Annotated in this window: 15 protein-coding genes; 7 read left to right on the forward strand and 8 right to left on the reverse strand. The window is 66.6% G+C overall.

Features of this window, described 5'->3' with window-relative positions:
* The first annotated feature begins 94 nt into the window (after positions 1-94).
* A complete protein-coding gene (locus ASE02_RS00840; protein WP_056730219.1) occupies positions 95-565 on the forward strand; it encodes a hypothetical protein in 471 nt (156 codons plus the stop codon).
* Here ASE02_RS00840 and ASE02_RS00845 read toward each other — a convergent pair.
* Entirely contained in the window at positions 562-1,380 is an 819-nt protein-coding gene (locus ASE02_RS00845) for an acyl-CoA thioesterase II (RefSeq protein ID WP_056730221.1), read from the reverse strand. The genes ASE02_RS00840 and ASE02_RS00845 overlap by 4 nt on opposite strands.
* Before the next feature lie 45 nt (positions 1,381-1,425).
* Positions 1,426-1,896 (reverse strand): hypothetical protein, encoded by a 471-nt coding sequence (locus ASE02_RS00850; RefSeq protein ID WP_056730222.1) that lies wholly within the window; start codon positions 1,894-1,896, stop codon positions 1,426-1,428.
* Between the two features lie 265 nt (positions 1,897-2,161).
* Here ASE02_RS00850 and ASE02_RS00855 point away from each other — a divergent pair, with 265 nt between their 5' ends.
* A complete protein-coding gene (locus ASE02_RS00855; protein WP_056730225.1) occupies positions 2,162-3,013 on the forward strand; it encodes a lipopolysaccharide assembly protein LapB in 852 nt (283 codons plus the stop codon).
* A gap of 7 nt (positions 3,014-3,020) precedes the next feature.
* Here ASE02_RS00855 and ASE02_RS00860 read toward each other — a convergent pair whose 3' ends face one another.
* Positions 3,021-3,713 carry a hypothetical protein gene (locus ASE02_RS00860; RefSeq protein WP_200957578.1) on the reverse strand — a complete coding sequence of 231 codons (693 nt, stop codon included), beginning with the start codon at positions 3,711-3,713 and terminating at the stop codon, positions 3,021-3,023.
* A gap of 124 nt (positions 3,714-3,837) precedes the next feature.
* The gene (locus tag ASE02_RS00865) at positions 3,838-4,320 is read right to left on the reverse strand and encodes a nuclear transport factor 2 family protein (RefSeq protein WP_082601787.1); all 483 of its coding nucleotides are present in this window, start codon (positions 4,318-4,320) and stop codon (positions 3,838-3,840) included.
* 163 nt (positions 4,321-4,483) lie between these two features.
* On the opposite strand from ASE02_RS00865, the gene ASE02_RS00870 reads away from it, so the two are divergent.
* Both ASE02_RS00870 and ASE02_RS00875 read left to right on the forward strand, forming a co-directional pair.
* Positions 4,484-5,965, forward strand: a complete 1,482-nt coding sequence (locus ASE02_RS00870; protein WP_056730229.1) for a carotenoid oxygenase family protein — start codon at positions 4,484-4,486, stop codon at positions 5,963-5,965.
* Positions 5,966-5,977: 12 nt separating this feature from the next.
* Positions 5,978-6,364 carry a nuclear transport factor 2 family protein gene (locus tag ASE02_RS00875; RefSeq protein WP_056730231.1) on the forward strand — a complete coding sequence of 129 codons (387 nt, stop codon included), beginning with the start codon at positions 5,978-5,980 and terminating at the stop codon, positions 6,362-6,364.
* Between the two features lie 44 nt (positions 6,365-6,408).
* On the opposite strand, the gene ASE02_RS00880 is transcribed toward ASE02_RS00875, so the two are convergent.
* A complete protein-coding gene (locus tag ASE02_RS00880) occupies positions 6,409-6,825 on the reverse strand; it encodes a limonene-1,2-epoxide hydrolase family protein (RefSeq protein ID WP_056730232.1) in 417 nt (138 codons plus the stop codon).
* Positions 6,826-7,279: 454 nt separating this feature from the next.
* Here ASE02_RS00880 and ASE02_RS00885 point away from each other — a divergent pair, with 454 nt between their 5' ends.
* From ASE02_RS00885 to ASE02_RS00895, 3 genes are read left to right on the forward strand one after another with little or no spacing between them, the layout of a single operon-like run.
* Positions 7,280-9,547, forward strand: coding sequence for a TonB-dependent receptor (locus ASE02_RS00885; RefSeq protein ID WP_235536551.1), 2,268 nt, complete (start codon positions 7,280-7,282; stop codon positions 9,545-9,547).
* 57 nt (positions 9,548-9,604) lie between these two features.
* Positions 9,605-10,036: a limonene-1,2-epoxide hydrolase family protein gene (locus ASE02_RS00890; RefSeq protein ID WP_056730234.1), complete on the forward strand. Its 432-nt coding sequence runs from the start codon at positions 9,605-9,607 to the stop codon at positions 10,034-10,036.
* An 11-nt stretch (positions 10,037-10,047) separates the two neighbouring features.
* A complete protein-coding gene (locus tag ASE02_RS00895; RefSeq protein ID WP_056730236.1) occupies positions 10,048-10,557 on the forward strand; it encodes a nuclear transport factor 2 family protein in 510 nt (169 codons plus the stop codon).
* Position 10,558: 1 nt separating this feature from the next.
* Here the strand turns inward: ASE02_RS00895 and ASE02_RS00900 are convergent, their stop codons facing one another.
* From ASE02_RS00900 to ASE02_RS00910, 3 genes are all read right to left on the reverse strand, one after another.
* Positions 10,559-11,530: a helix-turn-helix domain-containing protein gene (locus tag ASE02_RS00900; RefSeq protein ID WP_056730238.1), complete on the reverse strand. Its 972-nt coding sequence runs from the start codon at positions 11,528-11,530 to the stop codon at positions 10,559-10,561.
* A 128-nt stretch (positions 11,531-11,658) separates the two neighbouring features.
* On the reverse strand, positions 11,659-12,468 hold the full coding sequence (locus ASE02_RS00905; RefSeq protein WP_056730240.1) for a DUF1295 domain-containing protein: 810 nt from the start codon (positions 12,466-12,468) through the stop codon (positions 11,659-11,661).
* A 101-nt stretch (positions 12,469-12,569) separates the two neighbouring features.
* Positions 12,570-14,369: an AMP-binding protein gene (locus ASE02_RS00910; RefSeq protein WP_056730242.1), complete on the reverse strand. Its 1,800-nt coding sequence runs from the start codon at positions 14,367-14,369 to the stop codon at positions 12,570-12,572.
* Positions 14,370-14,372 lie beyond the last annotated feature (3 nt).

Below are 14,372 nucleotides of genomic sequence, written 5' to 3' on the forward strand. Positions count from 1 at the left end.
CCGCCACTCCCCAACTCAGGCCCGCCCACCCGGCGGCCCGCTACCTCGTTACATCTGATTGAGCCCGCACGGGAACCTCTCTAGGAGGCAAGCCATGGTGAAATCAGCGATCAACGCCGATCTGGCCGCCACCCTCGACCTGGTGGCCGCAGGTTGCGCGGGGCTGCGCGACGACTGGTGGGTGTTCGGCGGCGCCGGCATGGCGTTGGCGGGGGCGCCAGGCCTCTCCCCGCCGGACGTGGACCTGATCGTCAGCGAGCGGGACGCGGCCCAGCTCATCGCGCTTTGGAACGCTCAACTAGAGACCGGCGGTGCCTCGCCGCTCTTTCGCTCAAAGATATTCGCCAAGGCCGACATCGGCCCCCTGCCCGTCGAGATCATGGCCGGCTTCGAGGTCCGCGAGCCTCACGGCTGGTCGCCGGTCTGGCCGAGCACACGGCAGGCTGTCGAGCGCCCCGGCGGGACGCTCTTCATCCCGACGCCCGCCGAACAGGCGCAGATCTGCCGCCGCTTCGGCCGTCCGAAAGACTTGGCGCGGCTGCCCGCGCTGGAGGCGCTGATCTAGCCGAGGTCCTCGCGGACCCGCACGATCAGCGACTGGCTGGCCGTCGCCATCAGCTCGCCGTCCTCGGCGAACAGGTGCATGGCCCCGTGGCCGAAGCCGCCGTGAACCCCGGTGATGCGGATGTCGCACAGCACCCATTCGGTCGGCACGATCCGACGATAGCGGATGGTGTTGTCCAGGCTGTTGCCGCCGGCGTTCAGCCCCAGCGCATTGCCGATCGCGCCCGGAATGAAGTCAGCCATGATCGCCAGCAGGCTGGAATCAACCGGCAGGCCTTCGCGCGACCGGATCCACAACAGCAGCCGGCCATCGTCGGCGCCGTCGGCGCTGGCTTGGGTGCCGCCGTAGTTGCCCTTGGCGACCCGAACCTCGATGCGACTGTGGAGATCCTCGCCACCGCCGCGCCAGTGGGCCGCCGGCTCACAGTCTTCCGGCCGTGCGGTGTCGGGCATGACCAGCCATTGCTTGGAAATCTCGCTCGGCCGTGCGCCCAGGGCGGCGTTGACGGTCAGGATCTCCTTGTCGCCCACATGGCTGATCACCCGGGCCTGGCTATTGTACTTGCCCGCCGCCGGAACCCAGACGTCCAGGTCCACGACGCTCGGCGGCCGCGCATAGGACAGATACTGCGCCGTCGCCCAGATCACCGGCCGCGCGCAGGTCCGCTCCAGCGCGACGATGGCCGAGGCCATCCCGACGCCGCCGAACATGAACAGGTTATCCCGCGAGCCCACGCAGACGGCGGGGGTCAGGGGCAGGTACCAGCGGTGCGGATTGTGCGTCGCACGCAGATCGAAGAAGAGGGGCTCGCTCATCTCGCTCTCATGCAAAGAGCCGAGCTTCAGTGCAAGCCAGTTTCCCTAACGGGAGGCCGCAGCCGCCTCGGCCTCGTTGCGCAGGCGCCGGTCCGCCTCTTTCATCAGCGCGTCGGTGGACTGATTGCGCGCCTCGCGGACACGGATCTCGTCGACCAGCCGCTGGTCGGCGTTCTGTTCGTGCAGGGCGTAGAGGAAGGCGCCGAAGCCGGCGACCGCGCCGACCGTCATGACCATGGCCGCGATCGCGGCGATGCCGGTCCAGGCTTTCGACTGTTGGCCGGGAGGGGCCGGCTTCAGATAGGCCGCGCCGATGAAGATCACCCCGGCCAGGAAGGTGGCGCACCCGCCCTGATGGATCATCGCCCGCTGCGCGACCAGGTCGGCGTTGGCGATCACGCTGGGCGCCAGCCCGATCAGCCGGTTGCCTTCGGTCAGCTGCGAGACCTCGATCGTGCCCGCGAACACCACCTGGGCCAGGCCCAGGATCGCGAGAATCCATCCAGCGATGATCATCAAGGGCCTCCAGACCGCAGAACGCGCCTGCGAATCCCGCAGGCCGCCCAAGTCTACCCGGAGCGAAAGCGATTGCGGTCCGGAAACGAAAACGTTCCCATGGTTTCGCCGCCAGCTTGCCGATCATCAGGCAATTGGGGTCGACGAGGCCGCCCGCCGTCGCCAATCGATGGCCAACCACCCATTGCACTATTCAACCTGACTGTGCGCATCTTGGGCCGCGCGGGCGCCGCGCAAACGCCAGGTCGTCCTGTAGTCGAGAGTGATGTCGAAACCACCGCCAGCGTCACGCCCGCGACAGGATAAGGCCAGCCAGACGCTTGAAAAGGCGGTCCTGGCCCTGCGGATGCAGCGCCCCGACGAAGCCGAGCGTCTCGCCGCATCGGTGCTGAAGGGCGAGCGCGACAATGTCGTCGCCACTCAGGTGCTCGGGACCGCGCTCCTGTCCCAGAACCGCGCCGAGGACGCCGTCGAGGCGTTGCAGAAAACGGCTCTACGCGCCACCGACCCGGCAATCGAAACCCTGCTGGCCAAGGCCTTGACCGCCGCCGGGCGACCCGACGAGGCCCTCGATCAACTACGCCGGGCGAGCGAACGGCGTCCTCCCTACCCGTTGGCGTTTCTCGATCTGGGAGAGGGTCTCGGCGCCGACGGACGGTTCGACGAGGCCGTCGCGGTTCTGGAAACCGGTCTGGCGCTCATCCCCAAGGCCGACGGCCTGCGCATCGCGCTGGGATATCTGCACCTCAAGCGGAACGATCGCGGCCGAGCTCGCCGCCTGTTCCAGCAGGTCCGCACGGCCGCGCCGCAACGGCAGGACGCCATGGTCGGGCTGGCCAAGGTGATGGTCCTCGACGGCGAGTACGCCCAGGCCGCCGATCTCTATCGACGCGCCCTCGTCTTACAGCCAGGCGACGCCGCCACCCGGCTCAGTCTTGGGAAGTGCTTGCTGGAAATGGGCGAGCGCGAAGCCGGGGAAGCAGCGATCCGCGCGGCGACGCACGAGGCCGCGCAGTTGGCCGGACCGGCGATCACCGCGCTGGCCGCGACATCACGCGGCCGTTTCTTTCTGCGGCCCAGCGCGGCTTTGAAATTCCTGAACGCCGAAGCGACCTGAAGGCGCCCTAGGCGCGGAACCGCCGCCGATAGACGCCGCGCTCGCGGCCCATGGCCTCCAGCACCTCGTGGGCCTGCTGCGTCTCTTCTTCGGTGAAGACCGCTGTGCGTACGCTCCAGCTTTCCCGTTTGACCGGAAAGCACTGCGCGACCGGCGTGCCCTTCGGCAGCACGCCGCTAAAACCCTCATCGTGCCAGTGGGCCGGAAAGTGGACCCAGGCGTCGTGGAAGGTGTCGCTATCCACCAGCCCGGTCAGGGTGGTGAAGGGCAGATCGGGCCGGTTGACCGGGTGGGTGAACAGCAGCGAGTAGCCGGGCGGCGCCTCTATCGTCCAAAGATTATGGAACTTGATCAAGAAGCGGTCGGCGTCGAACAGCGGCGTGCCGGTGACCTGGCTGGCGTCGTGAAATCCAATTGGTGATCGCGGAAAGCCGACGCCGCCTCCCGGCGGCAGATCGTTCTCCCAGGTGAACTCGCCGTTTTCGACCCTGACGTCGCAGATCAGCGGGATCAGAAAGCCGCTGGTCATGGCGTCGACGAACGGCGGACAGCGCTTGACCGTGTCGTCGTCGGTGAAAACGGCCGTGCTGAACGCCTGGTTGGGCATGGCCTTCAACCAGGCCGGCAGGCCCTGCACCGCCGGGATCGGCGGCGCCAGCAACCCCTCGAGCTCTCTCGGACACCGGAACGTCAGCGTCATGGACTGGCTGTCTTGGGGCATCACACCTGCTGGCCTCTACCGCGCACGCTCAAGCTAAAGCGCACGCGGTAGATGTATCTGCACATCTTTAGATGTGCAGCCAGCCCGCATGGAGTTTGGGCGATTACTTCTTGGCGACGGGGTCGGCTTCGGTGGTCACGCCCATGTCGCGCAGCAGGGCCGCGCGGTCATAATATTCGCGCCACTCCCGCACCTTGCCGTCGCGAATATCCAGCACCCCGACGACCGGGGTGGCTCCGGCGTGGCCGTTATAGACATAGCGGTCGGTGCGCTCGATGAAGACCAGGCCGTCGATCACCCCCATATGCGCGACGTCGAGGACCACGCCGCCCGGCGCGCCCTTCCCCAGGGCCGCGATCCGCTCGTAGATCGCCGGACGGCCGACGACCGGCTCGACCATCATCGAGTGCAGCACGCCGTCCTCGGCGAACAGGTCGGCGACCTTGCGCCAGTCGGCGGCCTTCCAGGCGGCGATCATCTCGTGGGTGACGGCGATCTTGCTGGCGTCGCTGTCGGCGGCGCGCGCCGCCGGGGCCGCTGCGGTCGAGAGGGCCAGAACCATCGCCAGCAGGCTGAAAATCCGCATCGTCAAATCCTCCGGGTCCACTCACGGGACCATTGCGGCGACGACCCGGACGCAAGAATTCGCGTCGTCGCCACCAGTCACTTGCACAACAAGACTATGGTGCTAGGCTGAGTCAAGGGCGGTTCTTTCGGCCCGCCGACATGACATGTGAAGAGAGCTCTCGATGAAGATGGAGCGCCTGCCGCCGGTGAAGACCACCCTGCGGTCCAGCAACCACCCCTATCTGTCGGGGGCCTGGACTCCCCAGCACGAGGAAGTCGACGCCACCGACCTGGACGTCATCGAGGGCGCCATCCCCGACGACATCGACGGGGTCTATCTGCGCAATACCGAGAATCCGGCGCAGCAGCCGCTGGGCCGCTACCATCCCTTCGACGGCGACGGGATGCTGCACATGATCAGCTTCCGGAACGGCCGCGCCGACTATCGCAACCGCTTCGTGCGCACCCGCGGCTTCGAGACGGAGCAGGAAGCCGGCCAATCCCTCTGGGGCGGGCTGATGGACGGCCCGGGCGTCTCGCTCCGGCCGGGCTTTGGCGCCCATGGCGGCCTGAAGGACTCCTCCTCCACCGACGTGGTGGTGCATGGCGGCAAGATCGTTTCGACCTTCTACCAATGCGGCGAGGCCTACTGGCTCGATCCCGAAACCCTCGAACAGGGCGGGGTCGCCAGCTGGGGTCCGTTGGACGGCGTCTCGGCGCACACCAAGGTCGACGAGGCGACCGGCGAGCTGCTGTTCTTCAACTACTCCAAGCACGCGCCCTACATGCATTACGGCGTCGTCGACCGGCACGGAAAGCTGGTCCACTACACGCCGGTGCCGCTGCCCGGTCCGCGGCTGCCGCACGACATGGCCTTCACCACCAACTACTCGATCCTCAACGACCTGCCGGTTTTCTGGGACGAGGAACTGCTGAAGCGCGACATCCATGCGGTGCGCGCCCACGACGGCCTGCCGTCACGGTTCGGGGTCATCCCGCGTTACGGCGCGGCGCAGGACGTCGCCTGGTTCGAGGCCGATCCGACCTACATCCTGCACTTCCTCAACGCCTACGAGGACGGCGATGAGATCGTGATGGACGGCTACTTCCAGGAAAACCCGACGCCAGGTCCGCTGGCCGGCGCGCCCGACGGCCATGGGCACATGATGGGCTTCCTGGACGAACACTCGTTCCTGCCGAAGCTGCACCGTTGGCGGTTCAATCTGAAGACCGGCGAGACGCGCGAACATCATATGGACGAGCGCGTCCTGGAATTCGGGATGATCAACCAGCGCTATGCCGGCAAGCCCTATCGCTACGCCTACAGCACCACCAGCAAGCCTGGCTGGTTCCTGTTCACCGGCTTCGTCAAGCACGACCTGGAGACCGGGGAGTCCTGGCAAGTCAGCCTGCCGGACGGCCGCTACGCCAGCGAAGCCCCGTTCGTCCCGCGCATCGACGCCAAGGACGAGGACGACGGCTATCTGGTCAGCTTCATCATCGACGAGAACACCCAAACGTCGGAGTGCGTCCTGATCGACTGCAAGCGTTTCGCCGATGGGCCGGTGGTGCGCATCGCCCTGCCCCACAAGCTTTCCAGCGGCACCCACGCCGTCTGGGCCGACCGAGAACTGATCCGCAACGGCTTCATCGCCAACCGCTAACCGAGAGCTTCGATGACCCCTCAACAGTACCTGGACTTCGCCGAGCGCTTCGTCGGCGCCATTCAAAGCGGCGACACCGACACCGTGCGCGCCTGCTATGCGCCGGACGCCAAGCTTTGGCACAACACCGACGGGATCGAGCAGACCGTCGATCAGAACATGAAGGTGCTGGGCTGGTTCATCCGCGTCCTGCCCGACCGCAACTACCGGGTCGTGCGGCGCGAAGCCCTATCGGACGGTTTCCTGCAGCAGCACGTGCTGGAAGCCACCCTGCCCGACGGCACGAAATGGGCGATGGACGCCTGCGTCGTGGTGCGGATCGAGAACGGCGTCATCACCCGCCTCGACGAGTACCTGGATTCCGCCCAGGCCGGCGCGCTGCGGAACTTCGGCCGCTAACCCTGGTCACGGGCGACGTGCCGCACGTCGCCCGTGCGCAAGCCCTAACGGGTCTTCTGATCGAAGTCCTCGACCACGCCCATGGCCTTCAGCAGATGGGCGCGGTCGTAGTATTCGCGCCAGACCTTGATCAGCGGCCCCTCGAATTCCAGCACCCCGACCACCGGGGCCGAGCCCGGCTTGCCGCGGATCACGAACTCATCGACGCGCTCCATGAACAGCACCCCGTCGACCACCCCCATGTGGCGAATCTTGAGCGTGATCGATTCAAGGCCGTCGCCCAGGCCGGCCACCCGCTTGTAGACCGCCTCGCGGCCGACGACCGGCTCCACCATCATCGAGTGAAGCACCCCGTCGAGGGTGAACATGTCGGCGACCTTGCGCCAGTCCATGACCCGCCAGGCCTCGGCCATCTCCCGGCCCAGAGCGATCTTCTGTTCGTCCGATAGCGTCACAGACATGGTCTTGATCCTCCCCTGCCGGCGCCTGCCGGAATTTCACTTGCATAATCGTACTCGAAATTGGCAAGCCTTTTCTGGCGGCCACCGATTGGGCCGCCCAAGAGGCCAGATCGGTCGGTTCGAAAAGATCCGCCCAGACTCGCGTCGCAAGTGACTTGCTTGACGAGACCATAAAAACAAACCTACTCTCATAGATGTCGACACGCCAAAAACTATAAGGGGGAACGTCGTCACCAGGACAGATTGCAGTCAACAGCGCCTGCGCACCTGATACAGCACAACCTTACATCGCTACGGTTATGCAAGTAATCATCGATCAGTTGATCGCGCCGGCCAGGACGGGTTTGCCTGGGACGCCCTACCCCCTTCGACACATTAGGATTTTCCGCCTCGGCGGAAATGCAACAGGGACTGACGGCGATTGAAAATCGGCGCGGCCCCGGGGGAAAAGCCAGTGAAGCTGCACCACACAACATCCGCCATCGCCCTGCTCGCCGGCATGGCGATCGCCTTGCCGGCCATGGCCGCCGGCCCTGACAGCCTATTGGAGGAACTGGTCGTCACCGCGCAAAAGCGCGAAGAAAACGTCCAGACGACGCCGCTCTCGATCACCGCGGTCACCGGCGCCACCCTGGCGAAGGACCGGGTGCTGTCCCTGGAAGATCTCGCTCACAACCAGACCGGGATCTCCTTCACCTCCAACTCGCCGCAGTCCAATGAGATCAACATCCGCGGCGTGGTGAACACCCGCCTGAGTTCGCCCACCGCCGACCAATCGGTGTCGACCTTCGTGGACGACGTCTATGTCAGCCGCGCGGGCAACATGAACTCGGCCTTCTATGACGTCGCCCGGGTCGAGGTCGTGCGCGGTCCCCAGGGCGTGCTGCTCGGCAAGAATGTCGCCGGCGGCGCGGTGAACATCATCAGCAATGCGCCGAGCTTCGATCGCTCCGGCAAGTTCACGCTGTCGCTCGGCAACTACGACCTGCGTCAGACCCAGGGCTTCCTGACCGGCGCACTGACCGACGACCTCGCCGCCCGTGTTTCATTCCAGACGATTTACCACTCGGGCTACGCCCGGGACATTCTGCATAATGTCGATGTCGAGAACCTGGAGTCGGTGCAGGGGCGCGTTCAACTCGCCTATGCGCCCAAGGAGTCGGACCTCCGCGCCAACCTGGTCGTCGACTACGCCAAGGACAGCAACGACGGCGTCAACCGCGTCGGGCTGAAGAGCACGACCCTGCCAACCAGCTTCACCCCGTGGTCAAGCACCCGCGACATGATCAGAGCGATCCGCGGTTCGCTCTCCGTCCGTGAAAGCCTGCCGATCTGGCCGCTGTTCAAGGGCGACGCCGCGCCGACGCCTCAGGAAGCCCGGCACGAGACCTACAACATCATCGCGAAGGTCGAGAAGGACGTCACGCCGAACATCCGGTTCTCCAGCATCACCGGCTATCGCAACAACCGCTCCTTCACCCTCTACGACCAGACCGGCCTTGGCCCGGCCAACGGCTACAACGTCGCCGGGCCGCTGCTGTTCGCCGAGCCGGTGAACTTCATCGAGAACGTCGAGCAGTTTTCGGAAGAGGTTCGGCTGACCTCGACCGACACCGACAGCCGCCTCGACTGGATCGTCGGCGCCTACTACCAGAAGAGCCGGGTCCACCAGTTCAACCGCTTCTGGGGCGAATCCACGGTGCTCCCGACCCTCTCGGGCGAATCCCATTGGGACGATAAGGGCCACAACGAGGACATGGCCGTCTTCGCCCAGATTGGCTACGACATCACCGACACATTGAAAGCCGAGATCGGCGCGCGCTACACCAAGGACAAGAAGGGCGGCCACCAGACCGGCATGATCATCGCCACCGGCGACCGGCTCCATCCGCTGGACACCGCGCCGCTGACCCCGCTGACCGTGAATTTCTCCACGCCCTACAGCGCCGACTGGTCCAAGCTGACGCCCCAGGCGACCCTGCGCTGGACGCCTAACGACACCACGATGGTCTACGGCACCGTGTCCGTCGGCTTCAAGGGCGGCGGCTTCCAGAACAACGCCTCCAACGGCTTCGCGGCGGCCCAGCCCTACAATCCCGAAACCGTCACCAACTACGAGGCCGGCTACAAGACCGAGCTCTTCGACCGCACGGTGCGTTGGAACTCGGCCGTCTTCTACATGGAATACAAGGACCTGCAGGTTCAGCAGACCCTGGCCTCCTGCCTCTGCAACGTGATCAGCAACGCCCCCGGCGCGACGATCAAGGGCTTCGAGAGCGACCTGCAATACGCCCCGACCACCTGGTTCCGCGGCTGGGCGAGCGGCAGCTACGTGCACGGCCGGTACGACGAGTTCGTCTTCGCCGGCATCAACAACTCCGGCAACAAGATGCAACGCACGCCCGAATGGCAGGGCTCCATCGGCGCCGAGGTCACCACCAGCGTCGGCAGCTGGGAAGACGCGCTCTCGGCGCGGCTGAGCTACAAGTGGCAGGGCAAGATGCCCTGGGCCCCGGAAAACACCACCTGGGAAAAGGCCTACGGCACCCTCGACGGCCGGGTGACGCTGACCTCGCCTGACAAGAACTGGAGCGTCTCGGTGTACGGCAAGAACATCACCGACGAACTCTATCGGACGAACATCATCGCCTTCTTCCAGGAGGAGATGTCGTCGTTCGGCGCGCCGCGCACCTTCGGCATGGAACTCTCCGCGGCCTTCTAAGGCCAGCCTGCCTGGCCGGGCGGCCCACCGCCCGGCCACACTTTCCAGAGAGTCCCCATGGGTCGCTGCTACGCCATCCTCCGCCAGGTCATCGAGGCCTGGCAGGCCAAGGACATCGACGGCGTCCTGTCGCACATGGCCGACGACATCGTCTGGCACTACGCCGCCCCCGCCCTGCCCCCGGTCCGCGGCAAGGCTGGCGCCCGCAAGCTTCTGGACCGCTTCCACGGCGACATGCACGCCATCCAGTGGCGGATCTTCGCCCATGCCGAAGCCGGCGACCGGCTGTTCATCGAGGGCGTCGACGACTACCGCACCAGCGACGGAAACCGGGTCGCCGCCCCCTATGCCGGCGTGCTGGAGTTCCGCGGCGACCTGATCGTCGGCTGGCGCGACTATGTCGATCTTGGCGTGATGGCCCAGCAAAAGGCGGGCGAACCGCTTAGCACCCAGGTCGAGAGCCTGCTCGACCGCCCCCTGGCCGAGTGAGCGCCGCGCCCATGTCCCTAGACCGCCGCACCCTGATCGCCGCCGCCAGCGCGCTGATCGCCACGCCCGCCCTGTCCCAGGAGTCCGCCATGCCCCGCCTATTTCCCGTTCTCGAGGCGATCATCGCCGCTTGGCGCAAACAGGATGTCGAGGCGGTCCTGACCCACGTCACCGACGACATCGTCTGGCGCAACACCTCCGGCTTCGCCCCGCCGATCCGTGGCAAGGGCGCCATGCGCACTGCGCTGCAGGCCATGGCCCCGGCGATCAAGACCAACAACTGGCGGATCTTCGACTACGCCGAAACCGGCGACCGGCTGTTCATGGAGGGGGTCGACGAATTCTGGCTGACGACCGGCGAGCACATCGCCATTCCCTACTGCGGCGTCCTGGAGTTCCGGGGCCTGCTGGTCCACGAATGGCGGGAATATTACGATGGCCGGATCAATGCGGCCATGAAGGCCGGCGCGCCAATGACCGACGAAGTTCGCGAGATGATTTCCCGGCCGGTGGTCAAATAGCCTAGTCCGCCCCAGGCTCGGCCGGCGTCACATTGAAGACGTCGGCGACCTCCCCGCACTGATCGCAGGTGATCTTGGCGTCCAGCCTGTGGCCGCAGGTGCGGTGGTAAGTGATCAGCGGCGGCCCCTTGCCATCGGCCAGCCAGCGATCGCCCCAGCGGATCAGCTCGGCGATCAGCGGATAGAGGTCTCGCCCCGTGTCCGTCAGGCGATACTCCCAGCGCTCGGGCCGCTGTTGATAGAGCTCGCGCCGCAGCACCCCGATCTCCACCAACCGCGTCAGGCGATCCGACAGGATGTTGGGGGCCACGCCCAGCCTCTCCTGAAACTCGTTGAAACGCCGCAGCCCCAGGAAGGCCGCGGCGATCACATGCGACGTCCAACGGTCGCCCAGCACCTGGAAGGCGCGATCCAGCATCGGATTGCCCTGATTGAGCGCGCCGGCCGGCACGGTCGAACGTCGCTGGGCGCGCGGCGGCTGCGAGGGTTCGAACCCCGCGCCAGGGCCATCCTCGACATAGACGTCGCCCGGACTGACCAGCTCGCCGCAATGGCCGCACCGAAACTCCGGCGTGAAGTCCATGCCGCACTTATGCTTGAGACGATGGGCGGGATTGGCGGGGTCGTAGAACCACCGCTTCTCCCAGCGGATGATCATCAGGGCCAGGCTGTAGAGGTCCAGCCCCATCTCGGTCAGATGGTACTCCTCGCGCTTCGGCCGCTCCTGGTAGAGCACCTTGTGGAGAATGCCTGCCGTCTGAAGACGCCGCAGGCGATCGATCAGCAGACTGCGCGCCAGACCGATCCTCGCCTGGAACTCATCAAACCGGCGGACCCGTTGGAACGCCAGATAGAGGATCATCAAAATCCAGCGGTCACCCAGGACATTGAGCGCCCGGGTGGCCGAATTCGCTGGGACCAATTGGGTCGGCGGTGTGGGTTCCGGGGTGCTGATGGGACTGGATTCGGCCATATCGCCTCTGGTTTCGGGAGCGCGCGAACCATCTGTCCATCGCAGGCCATGTCAAGGCCGGACGAACCTCGCCCTCAGTTCATCCGCCCGGCCTCATGCACGCTCGCGACCCGATCACCAACCAAGCGTCAGACCGTTTCCGGCGGTTTGGGCGGCCAGGGGAAGAAGCCCGACGTCCGACGCATGTAGTCCTCGTAGCCCGGCTTGCGGCGGCGCATCCGTCCCTCGACCGTCGGCACGCCGCTCCAGCGGGTGAGCGTGAACAGCAGGTAGGCCGGGCCGACGACGGCGAACAGGCCCAGGGTCGTCTCCGACGCCACCAGCCACAGGCCCCACCAGACGCAGGCGTCGCCGAAGTAGTTGGGATGACGGGTGTAGCGCCACAGGCCCTTGTCCATCACCTCGCCGGCGTTCGCGGGGTTCTTCCTGAACCGCACCAGTTGCCAGTCGCCGAGGCTTTCGAAGATCAGGCCGAAGACCGCGAGCGCCGCGCCGATCAGGCCGACCACGCCCAGTTCGGCGGGCTCAGGCGAGATCTGGCCCAGCTGGACCGGCAGGCAGACCAGCCAGAGCATCGGCATCTGCAGCATGAAGATCAGGCGGAAGGCCGCATAGCCGTAGCCCCATCCCCGCTCGGCCTTGGCCTTGTCCAACATCCGCACGTAGCGGCCGTCGGGTCCATGGTCGCGCCAGCGCCACAGCATGTAGCCGCCAAGCCGCAGCGCCCAGGCGACGCAGATCGCCGTCAGCACCACGCGCCGAGGCGTGCCGCCGCCGGTCTGGATGAAGGTCGATATGGCCACCAGGCCCATGCCCAGTCCCCAGAGACTGTCGACCGGCGTGCAGTCACGCATGGTCACGCAGACCGCCCAGGCCACGACAAACAAGGCCAGGATGACCCCGGCGTTGATCGCCAACACCGCAACATAGTCCGGCATGCTCTTCCCCCTACCGGCGCCCATTTTTGTCAGGGCGCGCCAACAGTCTTTCTATGCAAGCAACCTAGCCCCGTGGGGCGAGGCGCACAAGGGAGCCCCCGCTATCCAAGCGCCAGCACGCCCGCATCGTGCGTCTCGGCGAACAGCCGCTCGACCTGATCGGCGCGGCGATCGATGACGGCCCGGCGATTGATGGTGCCCTTGTCGGAAATCTCGTGGGCGTTCGCGCTAGGGGGCTCGGCCAGCAGCAGCGCCCGCTTCACTCGCGCCGCGCCGCCGCGCTGGTCCAGGTTGAAAGCCGCAAGCCGCCGGGCGACCTCTGCTGGATCGGCGCCGACCACCGGCCACAGCATCACCCCCAGATAGGGCCGGCCGTCGTCGCAAAGCACCAGGTCCATCACCAGCGGCGACAGCGCCTTGAGCAGGCCGTCGCGCAGCGATCCGCCATAGACCCAGGTTCCGCTGGAGAGCTTGAACTCCTCCGCCGCCCGGCCGGCGAAGGCCAGGCCCTGGGTCGGGTCGGCCGGATCGTGGAACACCGCCAGGTCGCCGGTGCGGTAGAAGCCTTCTTCGTCGAAGGCGTCCGCCGTCTTCTCCGGCTCGTCGAGATAGCCCTCGGTGACGTTCGGCCCCCTCGCCCGCACCTCGTAGCGCTCGCCCACCGGCGCCAATTTCAAGGTCGTGCCCGGCGCCGGCAGGCCGATGCCCACCTTGTCGGTCTCGAAGTGGATGACCATGAACGCCGAGACGGTCTCGGTCATGCCATAGCCGCTGGTCATCATGATCCGGTGGCCGGTCTCGGCCACGGCGCAGGCCTGCAAGCGGTCATGCACCGTCTGCGACAGCCCGGCCCCGCCGTAGAGCATCAGGCGCATCTTCTTGAAGAAGGTCGCCCGCAGCACGGGGTCCTTCTCCAACGCCTCCACCAGCATGGCGTAGCCCAGGGGGACGTTGTTGAAGTAGCTGACCGAGATCTCCCGCAGATTGCGGATCGAGGTCTCGAACAGGCCCGGCGCCGGCTTGCCGTCGTCGATATAGAGCGTGCCGCCTTCCAGCAGCGTAGTCCGCAGCACGAAGGCGCCGGCGGCGTGGTGCCAGGGCAGCCAGTCCAGCATCACCTCGTGCCAGCCGGCGGCCTCGCCGATGGTCTGCTGGCACTGGGCGCTGTTGGCCGCCAGATTGTCGAAGGTGATCGGCACGACCTTGGGCAGCCCGGTCGAGCCCGAGGTCAGCATCAGGGCGGCGCGGTCCTGGGCCTTCAGACCGGCGATGGACGTGGCGACCGCCGGCGTCGGGACCGTGGCCAGCAGATCGGCGTAGGCCACCGCCGGCTTGGACAGACGCGAGGGATCGGTGGTGATGATCCTCGCCCCGCCCAGGTCCAGCGCCTCCAGAGCGCCGGCGGCCATGGCGGTGTCCTCGGCGAAGACCACGGCGGGCTTCACCTTGGCGATCACATGGGCCAGGCGGCCATAGTCGCCGCCGAGCGCCGCATAGGTGGTGCTGACCGGACAGGCGGCGCGGCCCGCGGCCTGGGCGGCGAAGCTCATCACCGCAAAGGCCGGCGTGTTGCCGGCCAGGATCAGCACCGGCCCGGCCGGCGCCTCATCCATCAGCCACTGGGTGGCGGCGTCCATGTCTTGCTTGAGCTGGGCGAAGGAGGTGAACGCCCACTCGCCGTCCGCGCCTCGCCGGGCCAGGGCGGGCTTGTCGCCCGAAGCCGCCGCGCGCCGCGCGAAGGCCGCGGGGATGTTGGCGTCGTAGGGGCGAAGCGGAACCCGCGAGGTGATCAGGATCACGCCGTCGGCGCGGCGCTCAACGTCCAGGTCCACCGGCAGCAGGTGGGCTTCACGGAACGGGGCCGGCGGAGCGGCTTCAGCGATATCGGCGGCGTCAGCCATGCT

Source organism: Phenylobacterium sp. Root700, from assembly GCF_001429025.1.
In the GTDB taxonomy this organism is placed as follows: domain Bacteria; phylum Pseudomonadota; class Alphaproteobacteria; order Caulobacterales; family Caulobacteraceae; genus Phenylobacterium.

Excerpts from the sequence above, each read along its gene's own strand:
- ASE02_RS00840 (WP_056730219.1), top strand. The coding sequence starts at position 95 with ATGGTGAAATCAGCGATCAACGCCGATCTGGCCGCCACCCTCGACCTG.
- ASE02_RS00845 (WP_056730221.1), bottom strand. The coding sequence starts at position 1,380 with ATGAGCGAGCCCCTCTTCTTCGATCTGCGTGCGACGCACAATCCGCAC.
- ASE02_RS00850 (WP_056730222.1), bottom strand. The coding sequence starts at position 1,896 with ATGATCATCGCTGGATGGATTCTCGCGATCCTGGGCCTGGCCCAGGTG.
- ASE02_RS00855 (WP_056730225.1), top strand. The coding sequence starts at position 2,162 with ATGTCGAAACCACCGCCAGCGTCACGCCCGCGACAGGATAAGGCCAGC.
- ASE02_RS00860 (WP_200957578.1), bottom strand. The coding sequence starts at position 3,713 with ATGACGCTGACGTTCCGGTGTCCGAGAGAGCTCGAGGGGTTGCTGGCG.
- ASE02_RS00865 (WP_082601787.1), bottom strand. The coding sequence starts at position 4,320 with ATGCGGATTTTCAGCCTGCTGGCGATGGTTCTGGCCCTCTCGACCGCA.
- ASE02_RS00870 (WP_056730229.1), top strand. The coding sequence starts at position 4,484 with ATGAAGATGGAGCGCCTGCCGCCGGTGAAGACCACCCTGCGGTCCAGC.
- ASE02_RS00875 (WP_056730231.1), top strand. The coding sequence starts at position 5,978 with ATGACCCCTCAACAGTACCTGGACTTCGCCGAGCGCTTCGTCGGCGCC.
- ASE02_RS00880 (WP_056730232.1), bottom strand. The coding sequence starts at position 6,825 with ATGTCTGTGACGCTATCGGACGAACAGAAGATCGCTCTGGGCCGGGAG.
- ASE02_RS00890 (WP_056730234.1), top strand. The coding sequence starts at position 9,605 with ATGGGTCGCTGCTACGCCATCCTCCGCCAGGTCATCGAGGCCTGGCAG.
- ASE02_RS00895 (WP_056730236.1), top strand. The coding sequence starts at position 10,048 with ATGTCCCTAGACCGCCGCACCCTGATCGCCGCCGCCAGCGCGCTGATC.
- ASE02_RS00900 (WP_056730238.1), bottom strand. The coding sequence starts at position 11,530 with ATGGCCGAATCCAGTCCCATCAGCACCCCGGAACCCACACCGCCGACC.
- ASE02_RS00905 (WP_056730240.1), bottom strand. The coding sequence starts at position 12,468 with ATGCCGGACTATGTTGCGGTGTTGGCGATCAACGCCGGGGTCATCCTG.
- ASE02_RS00910 (WP_056730242.1), bottom strand. The coding sequence starts at position 14,369 with ATGGCTGACGCCGCCGATATCGCTGAAGCCGCTCCGCCGGCCCCGTTC.